The sequence below is a fragment of the Limnohabitans sp. 2KL-51 genome, from assembly GCF_003063645.1.
Lineage (GTDB): Bacteria > Pseudomonadota > Gammaproteobacteria > Burkholderiales > Burkholderiaceae_C > Limnohabitans_A.
Genome location: NZ_NESJ01000001.1, coordinates 58,006 through 81,648 on the forward strand (window position 1 = coordinate 58,006; position 23,643 = coordinate 81,648).

Consider the following 23,643-nt stretch of genomic DNA (forward strand, 5'->3'; position numbering starts at 1 on the left):
CTCGTCATTGCGAGGAGCGCAGCGACGCGGCAGTCTATGGATGGCTTCGCGCCTCGCCATGACAGCACCCATGTCATTGCGTGGAGCGCAGCGACGCGGCAATCCATTTATTCAGTGTGGCCAGCCCTACGCCCACTGTCCCCTTTCAGTCTGATACCCCGTAAAACGCCATGACCAAACAATACAAAGTCCTCGTCAACACAGGCAAAGCCGAGACCAAGCAAACCATCGACATCCAACAAGGCGCGGGTGACAAAGGCCAGCCGGTGCGCATCAAAGCGCAAGCCGGGGCCAAATACGAACTGCAAGAGATTGGCCGCAAAAAGCCCGTGGGCCCCGATTACGTCAAGGCCAAACGCGTTGGCAAGGACCTGCACATCCTCTTTGAAGACGAGAGCCAGGCCAGCCTGATCATCGAGGACTACTACGAGGTCATGCCCGAGGGCTACAACGGCGTGATCGGCCAGGCAGAAAACGGCCTCTTCTACGAATACATCCCGGAAGACCCACGCGTGCCCGGCCTCATCCCCGAGTTGGCCGAGGGGGGCCAGGCGGTGAACGTGGCGCTGGGCGGCGCAGAAGTCACGCCCGTGGGCGCAGCGCTGGGCGTGGTCGCCTTCCCGCTGTTGGGAGCGCTCGGTTTGCTGGGGGCTGCAGGGGCTGCCGCCTACATCGCCAACCAAGACAGTGCCACCAAGGGCAACACCGGGGGCGACCTCAGCAATGGCAGCGACAGCGGCAGCTCCAGCAGCGACAACCTCACCAAGCAGAACAACAACCTGGTCATCAACGGCAAAGGGGTGCCCAACAGCACCGTTGATGTGGTGATCAAGGACGAAAGCGGCAAAGTTGTCTACGAGGGCAAGGCCACCACGGACGCCAACGGCAACTACAGCTACACCGTGCCCGGCCCATTGCCAGACGGCAAGTACACCCCCTTCATGAACGGGGCAGAGGGTGAGCCCTTCACCATCGATACCAGCACCCGCATTGACATGACCAACGCCGGCAAGGCCGGCACCACCGATCCCATCAGCGGCACAGCAGAGCCCGGCGCCACGGTGAAGGTCTATGACGCCAGTGGCAACCTGATTGGCCAGACCACAGCAGACAGCAGCGGCAACTGGAGCCTCAAGCCGGTCAACCCGGTGCCCGCAGGCGAGATCCGCGCCGAGGCCACCGACGCCGCAGGCAACATCGCCAGCGACAAAGACACCAACAGCAGCAACAGTGCCAGCAACAAAACCGCACTGACGATCGACCCGATCTCCAGCGACAACGTGCTGATGGCCAGCGAGCAGGGCGCCAGCGCCTACACCGTGACCGGCAAAGTCACCGGCACGTACAAAGAAGGCGATGTGGTCGAGCTCGCGCTCAACGGCAAAAAATACGCAGCGATCGTGGCCGCTGACGGCAGCTTCAGCGTGCCCGTGTCCATGGCTGACCTCAAGGCCGACCCCGACACCAAAATCGAAGCCACCGTCACCGGCTCCAACGGCGACAAGGCCACCGCTGCGCAGGACTACACCGTCGAAGCGGGCAACACCAGCACCAAGACAGCGCTGAGCATCAATCCCGTCACTGCCGACAACATCCTGAGCGCCGCAGAAAACACAGGCAGCTTGGCGATCACAGGCAAGGTCACGGGCAAATATGCTGCGGGCGACACCGTCACACTCACCGTCAACGGTAAAACCTTCACAGGCGCTGCCGCAGCCGACGGCACTTACAGCATCAATGTGCCTGCGGCCGATCTGAGCGCTGACAAAGACACCCAAATCGACGGCACGGTCACGGGCACAGGCGGCACCCAAGCCAGCGCCCTGCAGGACTATGGCGTGGACAACAGCACACCCACGCCTACGCCCACACCGACCGCTAAAACCGCTTTGTACCTGGAGCCTATCTCGGGCAACCTGGACAACATCCTGAGTCAGAGTGAAGGCAACAGCACCAACATCACGGTGAATGGCTTTGCCAGTGGCACTTATGCGGCCGGCGACATGGTCAGTTTGGTGCTCAACGGCCGCACCTACACCGCTTTGCTGGAAAGCAATGGCGAATACAGTGTCAGCGTCTTGACGTCAGACCTCAAGGCCGATGCCGACAAAACGATTGAGGCCAGTGTGACCGGCACCGGCGGCACCGCAGCCGCTGCCGCGCAGACATACCAAGTCGAGACCTCTTCGAACACGGGAAAGATCACCGCACTGTCGATCGACCCCGTTACAAAAGACAACATGCTCAGCTCTGGTGAGACCACGGGCAGTATTTCGGTCAATGGCTACGTCACGGGCGCCTTCTCGACCAACGACACGGTCACGCTGTCGATCAATGGAAAGACCTTCACCGGCAAGCCCGACAACAACGGCTTCTTCGGCATCGATGTACCCGCCTCCGATTTGATCGCCGACAGCGACACCCGTGTGGAAGGCACAGTCACCGGTACGGGCGGTACGACCGCCAAAGCCATGCAGGACTATGGCGTAGACACCAGCAATGCCAGCCTCAAAACTGCCCTGACGCTCGACCCGATCACCAGCGACAACGTGCTGCTGGCCAGCGAGCAGGGTGCCAGCTCCTACACCGTGACCGGCAAAGTCACGGGCAGCTTCGCAGCAGGTGATGGTGTGGCGGTTGTGCTTAACGGCAAAACCTACGCCGCCACGGTGGCAGCAGACGGCAGCTACAGCGTGCCCGTGTCCATGGCCGACCTCAAGGCCGACCCCGACACCAAAATCGAAGCCAGCATCACCGGCACCGGAGGCGACAAGGCCACCGCCGCGCAGGACTACACGCTCGAAGCTGGCAACACGCTCACCAAAACAGCGCTGTCGATCAATCCGGTGACCGCCGACAACATCTTGAGCGCTTCCGAGAACACGGGCAGCATTGCGATCACGGGCAAAGTCACGGGCAAATACGCTGCAGGCGACACCGTCTGGCTGAACGTCAACGGCAAAGCCTTCACGGGCTCCGCCGCTGCCGACGGCTCTTACAGCATTCAAGTCTCTGCAGCCGATTTGAGCGCGGACAAAGACACACAGATCGAAGGCACGGTCACGGGCACGGGCGGCACCCAAGCCAGTGCCATGCAGGACTACGGCGTGAGCAGCAGCAACGATCGTAACTTCGATCTCACACCTGAGGTTGACACCACGCCGCCCACCATCGAAGTCGAGCGACTGGGCAGCGGCACGCTCACCAGCAGCGAGACCATCCGCTTTACGCTGTCCGAGGCCAGCACCGATTTCAATCAGGCCGACGTCATCGTCGCGGGCGGCACGCTCTCGAACTTCACACCGGTGCCCACCTCTGGCACCGCAGGCACGGGCTACAAGGTCTATACCGCCACCTTCACGCCCAGTGCCAACAGCACCGGCACGGCCACCATTGGTGTGGCGGCGGGCAAGTTCAGCGACAACGCGGGCAACCAGAACCTGGACACCTTCAGTGGCGCCACTGGTGCTGTGACCGGCCAAGTGGTGGAGAGCAACAACCTCGTCTCCATCGCATACAACACGCAAGCCAACCCCAACCCGCCAGCCGACACCTCGGCGCCCAGCGTCATCGTGGCGCGTGCGGGAAGCGGCAATCTGGCCAGCGGCAACACCGAGCTGATCACCTTCACCCTGTCTGAGGGCAGCACCAGTTTCAACGCCAGCGATGTCGATGTCTCTGGCGGCACGCTTTCGGGCTTTGCACCGGTGCCAGGCTCTGGCAACGCGACGAGCGGCTACCACCAGTACACCGCCGTCTTCACCCCAGCGGCCAACAGCGTGGGCACAGCCACAATTGGCGTGGCGGCGGGCAAGTTCCAAGACGCAGCGGGCAATGCCAACACCGACACCTACGTGGCGGGCGCGGGCTTTGAGGCCAACAACCTGGTCTCGATTGGCTACAACACGCAGCAAAACGACACCAGCCGACCCACCATCGAAGTGAGCCGCGCAGGCTCGGGCACCGTCACTGCCAGCGAGACGGTGTACTTCACACTGTCTGAGGCCAGCAGCACCTTTGCCCTGTCCGACATCGATGTGACGGGCGGCACACTGTCGAACTTTGCGCCGGTGTCCACCAGCGGCAGCGCAGCGGGCGGCTACACCCAATACACGGCCACCTTCACGCCGTCTGCCAACGCCAGCGGCAGCGCCACCGTTGGCGTCAAATCCAGCGCGTTCACCGATGCGGCGGGCAATGCCAACGCGGACACTTACGTCAGCCCCGCCCCCGCAGGGGCCACGCAAGAGGCCAACAACCAAGTGGTGCTGGCCTACAACACCCGCACCAACCCAGCCACCCCGGACACCACCGCCCCCACCATCGCGATCACGGCCGACAAAGCCACACTCGCGGCCGGCCAGACGGCGCAGCTGAGCTTTGTGCTGTCCGAGCCCTCCAGCGACTTTGTGCAAAGCGATGTGACCGTCAGCGGCGGCACACTCTCCAACTGGGTGCAAGTGAGTCCTACGCAGTACACCGCCACCTTCACGCCGGCAGCCGGCAGCCAGGGCGTGGGCAGCGTGAACGTGGCCAGCAACGCATTCCGTGATGCGGCACTGAACGCCAATGCTGATGGTGCAGACGCCAACAACACGGTCAACTTCATCACCAACTACGGCAACAACCAAGCCGACACCACCGCGCCCACCATCGTGGTCGCACGCATGGGCAGTGGCACGCTCACCAGCGCAGAAACACTCACCTTCACACTCAGTGAAGCCAGCACCACCTTTGGCCAGACCGATGTGGATGTGGTGGGCGGCAGCCTGAGCAACTTCACGCCCGTGCCCACCAGCGGCACGGCTGGCACCGGCTACACCCAATACACGGCCACCTTCACGCCCAGTGCCAACAGCACGGGCACGGCCACCATTGGTGTCGCGGCAGGCAAGTTCAGCGACAACGCGGGCAACACCAACCAAGACGACTACCGCCTGTCTGGCGCAGAAAACACGAACAACCAAGTCAGCATCACCTACAACACCCAGGCCAACCCCAACCCGCCAGCCGACACGGCGGCGCCCACCATCGTGGTGGCGCGAGCGAGCACCAGCAGCCTGGCCAGTGGCAACACGGAGCTGATCACCTTCACCTTGAGCGAAAACGCCAGCAACTTCACACTGGCCGACATCGACGTCTCGGGCGGCACGCTCAGCGGCTTGGCGCCCGTGCCGGGCAGCGGCAGCGCGGCCACCGGTTACCACCAGTACACGGCCGTCTTCACGCCAGCGGCCAACAGCGTGGGCACGGCCACCATTGGTGTGGCTGCGGGCAAGTTCACCGACGCGGCGGGCAATGCCAACCAAGACGACTACCGCCTGTCTGGCGCAGAAAACCTGAACAACCAGGTCGTCATTGCCTACAACACCCGCATTGCCGATACCACTGCACCCACCATTGAGGTCAGCCGCGCAGGCAGCGGCACCGTCACCGCGAGCGAGACGATCTACTTCACGCTCTCCGAGGCGAGCACCACCTTTGCGCAGTCCGACATTGATGTGACAGGCGGCACGCTGTCGAACTTCACACCAGTGCCCAGCTCGGGCACGGCCAGTGCGGGCTACACGCAGTACACCGCCACATTTACGCCCAGCTCGGGCAGCAGCGGCACGGCCACTATCGGCGTCAAGTCGAGCATGTTCAGCGACGCGGCGGGCAATGCCAACGCGGACACCTACGTCAGCCCCGCCCCGGCGGGTGCCACGCAGGAGGGCAACAACCTGGTGTCACTGAACTACAACACCAGCACCAACCCGGCAACGCCCGACACCACGGCACCCACCATTGCCATCACCGCCGACAAAGCCACGCTCGCTGCGGGCCAGTCGGCCAGCGTCACCTTTGTGCTGTCTGAGCCCTCTAGCGACTTCCTGTCCACAGACGTGCAGGTCAGCGGCGGCACACTGTCTGGCTGGACCCAGCTCAACCCCAGCACCTACAGCGCCACCTTCACCCCGGCAGCGGGCGGGCAGGGCACGGGCCGCATCTACGTGGCCAGCAGCGCCTTCCGCGACGCGGCGGGAAACGCCAACGCCGACGGCGCGGATGCCAACAACGCTGTCGACTTCATCACCAACTACGGCAACAACGGGGGCGACAGCACACCACCCACGATCGTGGTGGCGCGTACCGCCAGCGGCACGCTCACCAGCTCTGAGACCCTCACCTTCACGCTCAGCGAGGCCAGCACCAACTTTGCCGCCACCGACATCGATGTGGTGGGCGGCAGCCTGAGCAACTTCAGCCCCGTGCCCACGAGTGGCACCGCTGGCACCGGCTACACCCAATACACAGCGACCTTCACACCCTCAACCAACAGCACCGGCACCGCCACCATCGGTGTGGCCGCAGGCAAGTTCTCTGACAACGCAGGCAACACCAACCAAGACGACTACAAGCTCTCCGGTGCAGAGAACACCAACAACCAAGTCAGCATCGCCTACAACACGCAGGCCAACCCCAACCCGCCTGCCGACACCACAGCGCCTTCCATTGTGGTGGCGCGTGCGGGCAGCGGCAGCCTGGCCTCGGGCGGTACAGAGACCATCACCTTCACCTTGAGTGAAAACGCCAGCACCTTCACGCTGGAAGACATCGATGTGGTCGGCGGCACGCTCTCGGGCTTTGCGCCGGTGGCCAGCAGCGGCAGTGCCGCCAGCGGCTACCACCAGTACACCGCCACCTTCACGCCCAATGCGGGCGCCAGTGGTACGGCCACCATCGGGGTGGCCTCGGGCAAGTTCACCGACGCCAAGGGCAACGCCAACACCGACACCTATGTGGCGGGCAGCGGCTTTGAGGCCAACAACCTGGTGACCATTGGCTACAACACAACCCAAGCCGACAGCACACCTCCCACCATCGAAGTCAGCCGTGCAGGCAGCGGCACTGTGGGTGCCACGGGCGAGACGGTCTACTTCACGCTGTCAGAGGCCAGCAGCACCTTCACGCTGGCCGACATCGACGTGTCGGGCGGCACCGTCACCAACTTGGTGCCAGTGGCCTCGAGCGCTTCGGGCACCGGCTACAAGCAATACGCGGCCACCTTCACACCGGCAGCCAATGCCAATGGCACGGCCACCATCGGGGTGGCTTCGGGCAAGTTCACCGACTTGAGCGGCAATGCCAACACAGACACCTACGTGAGCCCCGCGCCTGCGGGCGCCACGCTGGAGGCCAACAACCAGATCAGCCTGAGCTATAACACCAGCACCAACCCGACCACGCCCGACACCACGGCCCCCAGCGTGGCGGTCACGCTGGACAAGTCGAGTCTGAGCGCAGGTCAAACGGCCTCGGTCACCTTCACGCTGTCTGAGTCAAGCAGCACCTTCACCCAAAGCGATGTGGACGTGACAGGCGGCACGCTGTCGGGCTGGGTGCAGGTGAGCGCCAGCGTGTACAGCGCCACCTTCACACCCACAGCCAACACGGCGGGCACAGCCACCATCGGGGTCAAATCGGGCACCTTTGCCGATGCGGCGGGCAACCTCAACGAGGACACCTACGTCAGCCCAGCGCCGGCCGGTGCGGTGCTGGAGACCAACAACCAGGTCAGCCTCACCTACAACGCCATCCCAGCCGACACCACAGCGCCCACGATCATCGTGGCCCGCACCAACGCAGGCACCACCTTGGCCAATGGGGCCAACGAGACCATCACCTTCACGCTGTCTGAGGCCTCGATGGACTTTGACCTGAGCGATGTGGTGGTCACGGGCGGCACGCTGGGGGCCTTCACCCCGGTGCCCACCAGCGGCACGCCGGGCACTGGCTACACCCAGTACACCGCCAGCTTCACGCCTGCAGCGGGCAGCTCGGGCACGGCCACCGTGGGTGTGGCCGCAGGCACCTTCAGCGACAACGCAGGCAACAAGAACGCCGACACCTATGTGGCCGGCACGGGCTACGAGGCCGACAACCAAGTCACACTGGCCTACAACACCGTACCCCCCGACACCACCGCGCCCAAGATTGCCCTCAGCCGCCAAGGCAGCGGCAGCCTGACTGCGGGCGGCAGTGACGAGATCACCTTTGTGCTGTCTGAGGCCAGCACCACCTTCAGCCTGGCCGATGTCGACGTGGTGGGCGGCACGCTCACCAACTTTGCGCCCGTGCTCTCCAGCGGCAGCGCCAGCACTGGTTACACCGACTACACCGCCACCTTCACGCCCAGCAGCAACAGCGCCGGCTTGGCACGCATTGGTGTGCAGTCGGGCAAGTTCACCGACGCCAGCAACAACGCCAACCTCGACACCTACGTGACGGGCGTCTCGGGCACCTCGGTCGAGGCCAACAACGTCATCGACATCACCTACAACACCCAGCTGCCCGACACCACCGCCCCCACCATCGTGGTCAGCCGCGCAGGCGCGGGCATGGTCAGCACCAGCGAGACGATTTACTTCACGCTCAGCGAGGCCAGCACCACCTTCACCCAAAGCGACATCGACGTGCAAGGCGGCAGCTTGAGCGGCTTTGCCCCCGTGGCCAGCAGTGGCAACGCCACCAGCGGCTACACCCAGTACGCTGCCGTCTTCACCCCGACAGCCAACAGCAGTGGCACCGCCACCGTGGGCGTCAAGTCCGGCACCTTTGCCGATCTGGCGGGCAACAACAACGCCGACACCTATGTCAGCCCCGCTCCGAGCGGCGCGACCCTGGAGACCAACAACCAGGTCAGCCTGAACTTCAACACCTTGGTGCCCGACACCACCGCCCCCACCATCGCCATTGACCGCAGCGGCACGGGCGTGGTCACCAGCACCGAGACCATCACCTTCACGCTGTCTGAGCCCAGCACCAACTTTATTGCCAGCGACATCGACGTCTCCGGCGGCAGCTTGAGCGGCTTTGCGCCCGTGCTCACCAGCGGCAACGCCAGCACCGGCTACACCCAGTACACCGCCACCTTCACACCCACCGCGGGCGTGGTGGGCAGCGCGTCTGTGGCGGTGGCCAGTGGCAAGTTCACCGACGCGGCCAGCAACGCGAATCTGGACACCTACCAAAGCGGCGTGACGGGCACCACACAAGAAGCCAACAACATCGTTGAGTTCAGCGTCAACACCGACACCACCGCGCCCACCGTGGCCATTGCCCGTGCCAGCGGCGCAACCACCCAGACCTTCACCGGCGCCGAGACGATCAACATCACCCTGTCCGAGGCCTCGCGCGACTTTGCTGACACCGACTTGGTGGCCACGGGCGGCGTGCTCAGCGGTTTTGCGCCTGTGCTCGCCAGCGGCAGCGCGGCCACCGGTTATACCCAGTACACCGTCACCTTCACCCCCACGGCCAACGCCAGTGGCAACGCCACCATCAGCGTGGCCAGCAGCACCTTCAGCGACGCGGGCGGCAACACCAACCGCGACACCGGCACCAACCCCGCCCCGACAGGCGCCACCTTTGAGGCCAACAACCTCATCAGCGCCCCCTTCAACACCGACACCACCGCCCCCACCGTCATCGTCACCCGCACCAGCGGCGCCACCAGCACCGTGACGGGCACCGAGAGCATCACCTTCACCTTCAGCGAGGCCATCAACCCGGCCAGCTTTGACGCCAGCGACATCGACGCCGTGGGCGGCGCCATAGGCAATCTGCAGCCCGACCCGTCCTCTGGCTCGGCAGCCACCGGCTACACCCGCTACACCGCCACCTACACGCCCACATCGGGCACCAGCGGCAGTGGCAGCGTGGGCATCAAAAACGCCAAGTTCTCCGACATGTCGGGCAACCAAAACCTGGACACCTACGTCAGCCCCGCGCCCACCGGGGCCAGCACCCAGGCCGACAACCAAGTGGCCTTCCAGGTCAACACCAGCGCCCCCGACACCACAGCGCCCACCATCGCCATCACCCGCGCGGGTGCAGGCACCGTGACGGGCACAGAAGTCATTTACTTCACGCTGTCCGAGGCCAGCAGCACCTTCACGTCTGGCGACATCGACGTGAGTGGCGGAAGCCTCAGCGGCTTTGCACAAAGCTCCACCAACCCGCTGCTCTACAGCGCCACCTTCACGCCCACGCCCAACGCCACCGGCAACGCCACCATCGGCGTGGCCGCAGGCAAGTTCCAAGACGCGGCGGGCAACCAGAACCTGGACACCTACAGCGGCGCCCCCAGCGCGGTCACAGGCCAAGTGGTGGAGGCCAACAACCAGCTCACCCTGGCTTACAACACCGACACCACCGCGCCCACCATCGTTGTGGGCCGTCAGGGCTCGGGCACCGTCACTGGGCCGATCACTGTCACCTTCACCCTGTCAGAGGCCAGCACCGACTTCAGCCTGGCCGACATGGACGCGGTGGGCGGCACCTTGAGCAACCTGCAAGGCTCGGGCACCAGCTACACCGCCACCTTCACGCCGACCCCCAACGCGGTGGGCACGGCCAGTGTGGGTGTGGCCAGCAGCAAGTTCAGCGATGCTGGTGGTAACTTCAACAAAGACACGTACCTGGCCAACGTGGCGGGTGCCACCGAAGAAGGCGTCAACAGCGTTGGCCCCAACATCGTCGTCTTCCAATTCAGCACCGATACCTCAGCACCCACCATTGCGCTGTCACGCTCGGGCACAACAGGTGCCACCTTCACCGCGCCCGAGACCATCACCTTCACGCTGTCTGAGGCCAGCTCCGACTTCACTTGGAACGGCACCAGCGGTGACATCGCGGTCAGCGGGGGCACCCTCAGTGCCCTTACACAAAGCAGCGCCAACCCGCTGATCTACACCGCCACCTTCACGCCCAATGCGAATGCCAGCGGCACCGCCAGCATCAGCGTGGCCAGCAGCAAGTTCAGCGACAGCGCAGGCAACTTGAACGCTGACGGGGCCGACGCCAACAACCTGATCACGGCCCCCTTCAACACCGTGCCGGCCGACACCACGCCACCCACCGTGGCCGTCACCCGCGCCAACGGCAACACCACACAAAGCTTCACGGGCGCCGAGTCCATCGTCTTCACCTTCAGTGAAGCCGTGTCCAGCACCAGCTTCATCAGCACCGACATCGACGCGGTCGGCGGCGCCATCAGCGGCTTGCAGCCCGACACCAGCAGCGGCACGGCCGCCACGGGCTACACACGCTACACCGCCACCTTCACGCCCAGCACAGCTGGGACGGTGAGCATTGGCGTGGACGCCAGCCGCTTTGCGGACGCTGCGGGCAACAGCAACATTGACACCTACCGCAGCGGGGTGACCGGCACCACGCAAGAGGCCAACAACCAGGTGTCAGCCACCTACGTGCCACCGGCCACCAACGCGACGGCCACCATCGACATCCTGGCCATGACCACGGACGCTGGCACCAGCACCACCGACTTCAAGACCAACGACCGATCGCTTGCCTTCAACGGCAGCATCACCGGCTGGGTCTCCACCAACGGTGACCGCGTCATGCTCGAGGTCTATGACGCCGACCCCACCAGCGGCACCTTTGGTCAAATCTTGACCAGCGGCTTCACTGCGCCTGCAACCGACGGCACCTGGAGCTGGACCGACAGCAACACCAACCGCGCTGCGGGTCTGTATACCCTCAAAGCCACGATCGTGAGCGCCAACGGCACCACACCGGTCAACACCACTGCCCCCACCACCGTCAGTGGCAACCAGACCAATGGCGGCTGGGACAACCAGGTCTTCAGCATCGACACTGGGGCCAACAACACCGACATCAACCTGGGCCTGAGGATCACCACCGACACCAGCAACGACGGCAACGTCACCACCGCCGAGTTGGCCGGCGCCACCAGCTTCACCAGCCGGGCCACCTTCAACAGCAGCGCCAAGGCGGGTGACAAGCTCACCTTCACGGCCACCAATGACGGCGTGGCTCTGAACGCGGTCACCGTGACCCTCACGCCTGCTGACATCACCAACGGCTACGTCGACACCACCTTCGCCATTCCGGCCGACAGCAAGACCCAGATCGTCAAGGTGAACTACACCGATTTGGCTGGCAACGTGGCCACCGACACGCAGCCTCAAGACAGCGCCACGCTGCAGCTAACAAACAACACCACCGCCACGATCGACATCACCAGCATCGTTGATGCCGCCACCGACTCGTCCGACACTGGCACCAGCGCCACGGACTTTGTCACCAGCGACCAGACCCTGAGCTACAAGGGCACCATCACCGGTTGGGTCTCCACCAACGGCGACCGCGTGATGCTGCAGCTCTTTGACAGCAGCAACAACCAGATTGGCAGCAACGCCTTTGTGACCCCGGCTGCAGATGGCAGCTGGACGTGGAACGACACCACCAACACCCGCGCAGCAGGCACTTACAGCCTCAAGGCCACGATCGTGAGCGCCAACGGCACAACAGCGCTCAACAGCACCGCGCCGGTCAACGGCACTGGCGGTGGCTACGACCAACAGGTGGTGGTCATCGACACGGCGGCTGCCAACAGCGACATCACCCTGGCGGTTCAGATCAGCACCGACGCCGACAACAATGCCTTTGTCAACACCAGCGAGATTGGCAGCAGCACCACCTTCACCACCCGTGCTACGTTCAGCAACAGCACCGCCAAGGCTGGCGACAAGATCACCATCACCGCCAGCAACGATGGCACGGCGCTTACTCCCGTGACTGTGACCCTGAGCGCCACCGACATCACCAACGGTTACGTGGAAACCACCTTTGCCAAGCCCACCGAGGGCAAGGTCCAGCAGGTGACCGCCCGCTATACCGACCTGGCCGGTAATGTCGCTGCCAACACCGTCAGCGACAGTGCCACCCTGGACACCACCACGCCGACTATTGTGGTCAGCCGCAGCGGCAGTGGCACCATGATCGGCGCTGAGACCATCACCTTCACCTTGAGTGAAGCCAGCACCGATTTCGTGTGGAACCACCTGACACAAACGGGCGACATCGTGGTGACGGGTGGCTCGTTGGGGCAGCTGACAACCAGCAACAACATCACCTACACCGCCACCTTCACGCCCACGGCCAACACCACGGGCACGGCCAGCGTGGGTGTGCAGGCCAGCGCCTTCAAAGATGCGGCGGGCAACAACAACGCGGACGATTACCGCAACACCGGTGCAGAAAACACCAACAACCAGGTCAGCGCGACATTCAACACCGTGTTGCCCACTGCCACCATCACCCAGATCAACGGCGATGGTGCGCCGACTGCACCGCCCACGCTGACCATCACCGACAGCACCACGGGTACCGCAGCAAACGCTGCAACCATCACATTCACATTCACATTTGACCAAGCAGTCAATGGCTTCACTGCACAGGATGTGACCTTGCACGACAGCAACGGCGCTGCCCTCACCCTGACGCCCACTGGCACATGGGCCGATGGCCAAACGGTCTTCACGGGCACCGTTGCTGCACCGGCAAGCGGCAATGGCAGTGTGGCGGTGGTTGTCAATGACGGCAGCTACAGCGCCGCCGCCAATGCCCAGCTGCTGGGCACAGGCGCGAGCCATGCGCAAGGCTATGGCAGCGATGTTGGTGGGTTTGTGCAAGGCGCCACCGTCGCCATGCATCCCACTCCTCTGCAGAGTTCGTATACATTTTCTGAACAACTGAGCAACGGCAACTTCATTGTTGGTGCTGACTACAATCCCCAAAACAGTGGTTGGCCGGGCAATAGTGGCCCACGACTCAACATTTACAACAGCTCAGGCGCGCTGGTCAGCGCAATTACATCCGTACCTTCAGGGATAAACACGGATTACATGGGGTTCATTAGAGTCTCAATTGAACCCATCTCAGGTGGTGGCTTTGTTGCAGCATTTCACGAAAGCTCTGAGACCACAGGACAAAACAAAATAAAGTTTGCTACTTACAACAGCAGCGGTCAAATGGTCACCGACGCAAATGCAACCCAATTCAGTTTTAGTGGAGTGGTGAAAACTCTAAACGATTCGACTTTCTCGCTGGCTACCAACGCCTCCGGAAACTATGTCGTCGCCTACTATGCCAACAAATCAACCACGAATTGGGAAAGTGCTGGCCTTTACACCCGTGAATACACACCTACAGGCACTTTGGTCAAAGGGCCCACTTTGGTGTCTTCGTCGGCAAGCGCTCTCGGCACTTCCCTAGATCTGGAGCGTTTGAACAATGGCAATCTGGTGTTGAGCTGGAATGAGGGTAATGATGTCAAAGCCCGTGTGCTCAAACCGAACGGCGAGACGCTTTCGGCTGCTTTTGATATCTTGGTTGGCGGTAATACCAATGGATCGGACAACATCCAAATACAGCCGACCCAAGACGGCGGATTTGTCATCGTCACTACCAGTAAGATCGGTGATTACATCAGCGGTTTAGACAATGTAATTATTGCCAAGAAATTTGATGCCAGCGGGAGCTTGATCAAATCGACTGAAGTCAGTGCCTTCAGAACCCTTCCCAATGCCTATAACAGCGTAGATGGAAGGGCTGATTCCCCAGACGTCACCGAATTGACTGACGGCACGCTCGTGTTTGTTTGGAGTCAAGAATCATCAGGAAGACAACACACAATCGCTGTTGTCGACAGCAATTTGAACAAGATTACTGAGAGCGCAATCGCAAATACATTGCATCAGCAAGGCTATGCCGATACAGGTGTAGCTACGGTAAGCGCTTTGCCTGATGGTGGTTTTGTTTTCACCGAAACATGGGGCTACGGCAGCGGCGGTGACGTTCCCACACACAGGTTCTTCTCGTCCACCCTCTCACCCATCTCCACCACCGGCACCACCGGCGACAACACCCAAATGGGCGGCGCAGGCGCAGACACCCTCACCGGTGGTGGCGGTGCCGACATCATCTTGGCCGGTGCAGGCAACGACACCGTCGTCATCAACGCCAGCAACATCAGCAACCTGACGACTGCAGGCAAGCTGCTCGACGGCGGCGCGGGTGTCGACACCCTGCGCATCAGCGCCAACGCCAGCACGCTGGACTTGTCCAAGTCTGCAGTGCAGGCCAATGTGCAGAACTTCGAGAAGATCGATCTGGGCTCTGACGCGGTGGTCAACACCGTCATCTTGAACGCCACCGCGGTGCAGCGCCTGGCCACGCAAAACCTGGACGGCAGCACCAGCAACAAGCAGCTGATCATCGATGGCAGCAGCAGCGACCTGGTCAAGCTCTCGGGCCAGTACAACAACGGCATCCTGGCCGGTTACTGGCAGCCAGGCAGCACAGCCACCCGCACGATTGGTGGTGTGACTTACAAGGTCTACACCATCAGTGGTTTGTCGGGTGTGGAGGTGTTAGTCAACAACGCCATCACCAGCGCCAACACCGATGTGGCCTACCAGATGGCCAGCGGCGACATCGTCACGCTGGCCAACACCAGCGTGACCATTGGTGACTTGGAGTCCACCGCTACTGGTGGCAGCACCGGCTCGGGCGACGGCGGCAGCCAGCAGCCCTTGGCTACCAGCAGCACCACCAGCGATGTCACGCCGCTGGTCAAAGGCACGCTCAGCCAGGCACTCTCGGGCAACCAGGTGCTCAAGCTCTACCGCACCAACGTGACAGACAACGGCTCGGCTGTTGAAGTCTCGGCCAATGTGACAACCAGCGGCACCAGCTGGCAGTTCCAGGACTCTGGTTTGACTGCAGGCAAGCAGTACCGGTATGAGGCCCGCATCATGGACGGCACCACACTGGTGGACGCGTCCAACACCTACACCATCAACGAGGCGGTCAGCGTTCTGCCCACCAACGCAGGCGTCAGCTTGACGCTCAGCATCAGCACCGACGCCGACAACAACACCTGGGTCAACACCAACGAAATTGGCAGTGGCACCACCTTCACCGCCCGCGCCAACTTCAGCAACAGCGCGGTCAAGGCCGGCGATGTGCTGACCTTTGCAGCCACCAACGGCAGTACCGCGCTGACCAACCAGAGCGTGACCCTTTCAGCCAATGACGTCAGCCGTGGCTATGTGGATGTCACCTTTGCCAAGCCGAACGATGGGACCACCCAAACGGTGACCGTTCGCTACACCGACGGTTTTGGCAACGCAGCTTCTGATGCAGCACCAAGCGACAGCGCCACGCTGGACACCACGGCGCCGACCATTGCCCTGGCCCGCACCGACAGCAACGGCACCGTGGTCGGCGGGGTCAACACCCTCAAAGTGGCAGAGACGGGCACCATCACCCTCACGCTTTCTGAAGCGCCCGCCAGCGGCACGCTCGCGGCGACAGACATCATCAGCAGCGCCGGCGCCACCATTGGCGCCGTCACCGCCACCGCCGACCCCAAGGTCTTCACAGTGCAGTACACCCCACCGGCCAACGCGCAGGGCACCGACACCCTCACCGTGGCGGCCAACGTCTTCACCGATGCGGCGGGCAACTTCAACCTGGACACCTACGCCAACCCCGCACCCAGCGGTCAGACCTACCAAGCCAACAACCAGACCACCATCGCCTACGACACCTTGGCACCCACCCAGACTGTCACGCTCTCGAGCATGACCAAGGACAGTGGTGTGAGCGGCACCAGCGCCAACAGCAACTGGACCACTGGCGACGGTAGTGCAGGCCGTTTGTTGTCGGGCTTCATCAGCGCCCCACTGGCCACCGGTGAAGTGGTCAAGGTTTATGCCAATGGCAATTTCCTGGGCAACGCCACCGTGCCGACGGGTGGCACCACTTGGGTGTTCACGGACACCAGTGGCTATAACGCCAACTGGACCTACAGCGCCAAAGTGGTCGATGCGGTGGGCAACGAGGGCACGGCCAACAACGGTGGTGCAGGCCAGCTTGTCACGCTGAGCATCGACACCGAGCCCGCGCCGGTCATCACCGCCGTCAAAGACGTGAATGCCAGCAACGCGACTGTCGCTAACGGCGGCAGCTCCAGTAACAGTGTTTTCACCATCCAAGGCACAGGTCATGCATCGGGTGATGTGGTGTATGTCTACGACAACACGCGCACACAGTTTCTCGGCAAGGCCACGGTACAAAATGATCTCAGCTGGTCGCTCGCCAGTGTGACCATGCCCGGTGCAGGAACGCAGAATTTTTACGCTTATCAGGTCGACAGCGTCGGCAAGTTGAGCAATTGGTCCAGCGTGTACACAGTCACCACTTCGGGTGCCAATGTTCTGACTAACGGAGATTTCAGTTCCACGATCACCCAGTCCAATGCAGGGGCATCCATCGCGGTTGTGCCATTCGATGGAAACTTACCTCTTACTGGTGCCATCAGTAATGGTGTCACCAACGTGGCTGCGGGTACGTCAGCCAACGATGTGACCCTGACACAGTCAGCTGCGCAATCGCTGTTTGGTAGTACACCAAATTCAGTGAGCTCTGCATATACCGTTGGGTACATCAAACCCAATGCCACATCGGCTGGCAATGCGCTTGGGAGCTTGCCGAACAGCGAGCCAACAACTTGGCAAAATTTGGTCAGCGGTCAAAAGTACCTTGCATTCAGCCTGGACGGCTCCACGAACGCTTACAAGGTCTGGTCACAAAGCGTGACAGTCACTGCCGGGCAAAGCTACCAATGGAATTTTGATTATTGGGTCAATGCCGTCAATGGCGGAATGTCATGGTCTATCGATGCTGGTAATTGGTTCAACACCGCAGTAGCGACTGCGAACTTCATAGAAGGGCCCAATGGCGGTATCGGAACACAATATGTGACTTGGACACCTGCCAGCTCCGGCTCCTATACCTTGGCCATCTATGGTTGGGGAAGTAGTCCTGGTGACGGTGGCCTCGATGACATTAATTTCAGTGCCAATTCAGCCGCGCCTGCCGGGAGTCTGACGGGCAACATCAGCGGTGCTGCGAACAATGTCAATGGGTCACTGTCATTCGGTGCGACCGATGGCGCTGTCAATGGATTGAGTGGCAACGACACCATCACCGCCACCACGGGCATTCAGTCCCAACTTGTTGCAGGCGGGTTGATCAGAGGCGGCGCCGGTGTCGACACCTTGCGACTGGCCGCAGGCACCACGCTGAACCTGGGTTCGCTCACAGGCAACCAGACCGTCAAGCCGCTGCAAGAAGTCGAGATCATCCAGATGCAAGGCACCAGCTCGGTGCTGACCATGACGGCCAACAACGTGCTCTCGCTGGGTGGCAGCAATGCCAGCACCATGAGCGACTACAACTTCAGCAGCACCACGCAATCGTCAGGTGCGACCGGCTCCACCAGCTCCACCGGCAAGGTGCAGATGGTGGTGCTGGGCAACACCGGCGACACGCTCAACCTGCAGGCCCTGGCCAACGACGGGGTCAGCGGCACGGGTCTCAATGCGGGCATATTGGGCAACAGCAACCTGGCAGGCAGCTGGAGCTACAAAGGCGATGTGACCATCAACAGCGTCACTTACAAGGTCTATGACCACAGCACCACCAGCGCTCAGGTGCTGGCCAAGGTGGATGTGACCGTCAACACCCTCACGCCGATCGAGATCACCGGCATCACCACCGACACGGGCGTCAGCGCGAGCGACTACGTCACGACCGACACGCTGCTGAGCTACGGCGGTACCGTGCCGGTGTTGGCCACAGGCGAGAAAGTGCGCGTGCAGATTCTGAACGCCAGCACGCAAGCCGTGATTTACGAAGGCGATGCCGTGCTCAACGGCACCAACTGGACCTTTGATCGCACCGATGTGGCCGTCACGGCCAACACATTGGCAGCTGGCAGTTACACGATCAAGGCCACCATTGTGGACGCCAGCAATGTCGCAGTAGCGGCCTACGGCAACCTCGGTGTGGACTCTGAAACGCTGGTCATTGACACCAGTACCCCCACCGTGACCGTGAGCCAAAGCGGCACCGGCAGCACCCGCACCATCACCTTCACCCTGAGTGAGGCCAGCACCACCTTTGCCGCCAGCGATGTGGACGTGAGCGGCGGCAGCCTGAGCAACTTCATGGCCGACACCAGCACCCTGGGTGCCAAAGGCGGCTACACCCGGTACACCGCCACCTTCACTGCCAACAGCGGCTTCAGCGGCACGGCCACTGTGGGCGTGTTGAACAACAAGTTCACCGACATTGCGGGCAATGCCAACCTGGACACCTACACCGCCAGCCCAACCAGCCCGCTGGTCAATGACGGCAACAACCAGGTCAGCATCACGGTGGACGGCGTACCGCCCACAGTGGCCATCAGCAGCAACCAGCTGTACCTCAACAGCGGCACCAACACCGCCACCATCACCTTCACCTTCAGCGAGGCGGTGGTGCAGGGCAGCGCAACCAACCAGTTTGACCTGTCCGATGTGGTGTTTACGGGCGGAACGCTCACGGCCTTGACGCCAGTCAACGGCACGGGCGATGTCACCAACGGCTACACCCAGTACACCGCCACCTTCACGGCGGCGACCAACAGCACCGCCGATGGTTTCGTCGGCATCCAGAACGGAAAGTTCGCCGATGCGGCCGGCAACCTGAACCGGGACACTTATGTGGCCGGTGTGACCGGTGCGGTGCAGGAGTCAGACAACTCACTGACCATGCCGGTGAATACGTCCGGCACCATCCAAGTGTTCAATATCACAGGAAACGGACAGAACCAGATCCAGGCTGGATTCGACTTGCATGGCGTGGGGGATGTTAACGGCGACGGCAGGGAAGACTTCATGGTCACCACCCGCGGAGACATGAACAATGCCAAGACAGTGATCGAACAGCCCTCCCGGTCTTATGTGGTGTTTGGCAGCAATGGCTTGGACATCAATGGCCTGGATTTGACATCACTGCAGACTGCAGGCAACGGCAAGGGCTTTGCAATCACGGGCACTGGTTACAACGACTATTTCCCGGCCACTAACGGGGCAGGCGGTTTTGATTACAACGGTGATGGCTTGGCCGACATCGTGATGAACAACGGCACCGAATCGAAGTCTTATGTGGTGTACGGAAAGACCAATACCAACCCGGTGAATTTGAGCACGGGTTTTCAGCCCAGTGATGGTTTCACCATAGCTGCGCCCAGTGGTACGGTCTACTCCACGCCTGTCGGCGACATGAACGGTGATGGTTTCACCGACACCTTCATGGCGGTCAACCCTGGTGGCTATGTGCTCTATGGCACTTCGGCCAACACCAATGTGACGATTCCTTCTGGACAGACGGGTTCGTCGGCCATGGGTTTCTTTGTACAAACCGGCAACGCAGGTACGAGCATTCAGCGTGCACCGGTGGTGGGCGATTTCAACGGTGACGGCTACAGTGATTTTGCTGTTCAGGAAGGTGCCGGAAACAGCACCGGCGGACCTTTGAGTGTGGTGTTTGGTGGCCCTAGCAACATTGCCAACCTGGTGGCGGGTGACAGCAACACCAGTGGTCAGATTGGTAAAGCGGGTGTGGGTTTTCAGGTGACTGGATTTAGCCGTGTGGATGATGGTCTTGGCATACCCGGCACCCTATCTGGCGACATCAACGGTGATGGCTTGACGGATTTGATTGTCAACAATCAGCGCGTCACTGGAGAAAACAACGTCTATGTAGTCTTTGGTAAGACGTCGACGACATCTCTGAGCACTGCGCAGCTGTCTTCAGGCACCAGCACCAATGGTTTCCGTATCTTCAACAGTAATTGGAGTTCGGGCGGCTCTGCGGGCGATGTGGATGTCGTTGGCGACTTCAACGGCGACGGTTTGGCAGACATGATCGTCAGTACCTACGATGTCAATAATGTCAAAGGTGGCGCTTGGTTGGTGTATGGCAAAACCAGTGGCACCAACATTGATTTAGCTTCGATCAATGCGACCGATGGATTCAAGATCATGTCGGACACGACCGACAACTTGTGGGGCCAAGACGGCACCACGGTGATTGGCTCTTGGAACCAATTAGGTTGGTCTGTCGCTGCCGCGGGGGACTTGAATGGCGATGGTTTTGCAGATCTGATCATTTCTAACCCTCACAAAGACACCAACCCAACCACGGGACGTGATTCTGGCGCAACTTATGTGGTCTACGGCGGTCAGTTCCCCAGTGGCTCGCCCACGGTGTTCTCGGCCGCTTCTGGCGACAAGCTGGGCACGGCGGGTAACGACACGCTGACCGGCACCAGCGGCAACAACCAGATCGTGGCGGGTGCGGGCAACGACACCCTGACTGGCGCCGGGGGTGCCGATGCCTTGTACGGCGGTGCGGGCAACGACACGTTTGTGATCAATGCGTCCAACGTGACGGCTTTTGCCAACACCAGCAACAGCAGCCAATCGGTGATGAAGGTGGACGGCGGCACGGGTCTTGACACGCTCAAGCTGGACGGCGCAGGCATCGCCTTGAACCTGAAAACCATCACCCGTACCGATCTGGACAGTGTGGAGCACATCGACATCACCGGCTCGGGCGCCAACACGCTCACGCTGTCTGCACTCGATGTGGGTGAGCTGGGTGACTACAACCGCTTCAACGTCAACCCCTCAGCCACCGACACCCGCAAGCAGCTGATGATCACCGGCAGCAGCGACGACGCGCTGAGCCTGGGCAGCAACTGGCTCAACGAATGGGTGCAGCCTGCCACCAACAGCACCTTCACCTTTGCCGACAACGGCCGCACTTACAAGGTGTACAACTCGGTCGCGGGCAACTACCAGTTGCTGATCGACAGCGCCATTCCGCTGGACATGACCATTCCCACCAACGATGGGGATGTGCAGGCTTCAACGATCGCGGGCGGTGTGGATCATTACCAGGCCGGCACCTATGTTTTCGGGGTGGGCGACATCAGCGGCGATGGCTTGGCCGACTTTGTGGTCAACACCCGCAGCAGCGCTAATGACACCGGTCCGTCCAAGAGCTATGTGGTGTTTGGCACGGGCGGTCTGAACATCAGCGGTCTGAACCTCACGTCGCTCGAGACTGCGGGCAATGGCAAGGGTTTTGTGATCACACACACGCAAAACTACATCCAATCGCAAGTCTTGAGCATCAGTGGCAACCAGGATTACAACGGCGACGGCCTGATGGACATGGTGGTCAACGACGGGCGGAATATCTCGTATGTGGTGTATGGCAGGAACACCACCAACCCCATCGACTTGCAGACCACCTTCCAAGCGTCTGACGGGTTCACCATCACCGCACCCTACAACACCAACGCGGGCACGATCGGCGACTTCAACGGTGATGGCTATGTGGACACCCTTCTCGGTCTTTCGAACGGCAGCAACTGGAGAAACAGCTTCATCTTGTTTGGCGATGGCACGACCAGCAACAAGACCTTCAATGCCATTGGCAACACCAACAGCAATGGCATTTACGTGACCACAGACCGGGACTTGCACACCGGCTTCCCGCCGGTGGTGGTGGGCGATTTCAACGGAGACGGCTACAGCGACTTCGCTACAACCGAGACATCCAGCGGGGTTTTCAAATCCGATGTGGTGTTTGGCGGGCCGAGCAGCGTGACCACCTTGCGGTCCAACTCCAACCTCAATTCGGTCGGATTTTCGGTCACGTTTTCGGGCGGTGACACGGCCTATGACTCGGTGGGCACCCAAACGGGCGACATCAACGGCGATGGCCTGGACGATTTGATCTACCGCAGGGGCACCATGGGGCAGTTTGCCGTGGTGTATGGCAAGACCAGCAACACCTCGGTCGATCTGAACAGCCTGGGCACCAATGGCTTTCGCATCACCTACACCAACGGCTCTAACCCCGCCAATGCCAACAATGGCGCGATTGACATGGTGGGTGACTTCAACGGCGATGGCCTGAGTGACATGATGGTCACCATACGGGACTCTAACAACACCTACGGCGGGGGGTCTTGGTTGGTGTATGGGCGCACAGCCGGCACCAACATCGACCTGGCCACCATGAATGCCACCGATGGCTTCAAGATCGGCAAAGGGGTTCTGGATGGTGACACGGCTGCTACAGCAACCAGCAGTTACTACAACCAATACGGCTACCATGGATCAGCGGCCGGAGATCTCAACGGCGATGGCTTTGCCGATCTGTTGATTTCGGACTACACCAACAATGCGACCCCGGGCAAGTACAACACCGGTGCGGTCTATGTGGTCTACGGCGGTCAGTTCCCCAGTGGGGCGCCCACGGTGTTCTCGGCCGCTTCTGGCGACAAGCTGGGCACGGCGGGTGACGACACGCTGGCCGGAACCAGCGGCAACAACCAGATGCTGGGCGGGCAGGGCAACGACACCCTGACGGGCAATGGTGGCGCTGACGTGCTGTATGGCGGTGCGGGCAACGACACGATGGTGCTCAATGCGTCCAACGTGTCGGCTTTTGCCAGCGCGTCCAGCAGCCAGAGCGTGATGCGCGTCGATGGCGGCACGGGCCTGGACACTTTGCGCCTGGACGGCACCGGCATCACGCTGGACCTGACGGCAATCACCCAGGCCGATCTGGCCAGCACCGAGGCGATTGACATCACCGGCTCGGGCAACAACACGCTGCGCTTGAGCTTGCGTGATGTGATCGAGCTGGGCAGCAGCAATGCCTTCAATGTGGACGCTTCGGCCACCGACACCCGGGTGCAGCTGATGATCACTGGCGACAGTGGCGATGCGGTGCAACTGACCGATCTGGGCAGCTGGTCACAGTCAGGCACCTTCAGCTACGCCAGCGAGACCTACAACGTCTACAACAACGGCAATGCGCAGCTGCTCATTGACCAGCACATGGTGCCCACCACCTGAA

Annotated in this window: 1 protein-coding gene; it reads left to right on the forward strand. The window is 61.5% G+C overall.

Annotation, left to right across the window (positions count from 1 at the left end):
* The first annotated feature begins 170 nt into the window (after positions 1-170).
* On the forward strand, positions 171-23,642 hold the full coding sequence (locus B9Z49_RS00315) for an Ig-like domain-containing protein (protein WP_108351456.1): 23,472 nt from the start codon (positions 171-173) through the stop codon (positions 23,640-23,642).
* Position 23,643: the final 1 nt, after the last annotated feature.

Bases quoted from the DNA above. Each gene is read 5' to 3' on its own strand.
- B9Z49_RS00315 (WP_108351456.1), top strand. From the start codon at position 171: ATGACCAAACAATACAAAGTCCTCGTCAACACAGGCAAAGCCGAGACC.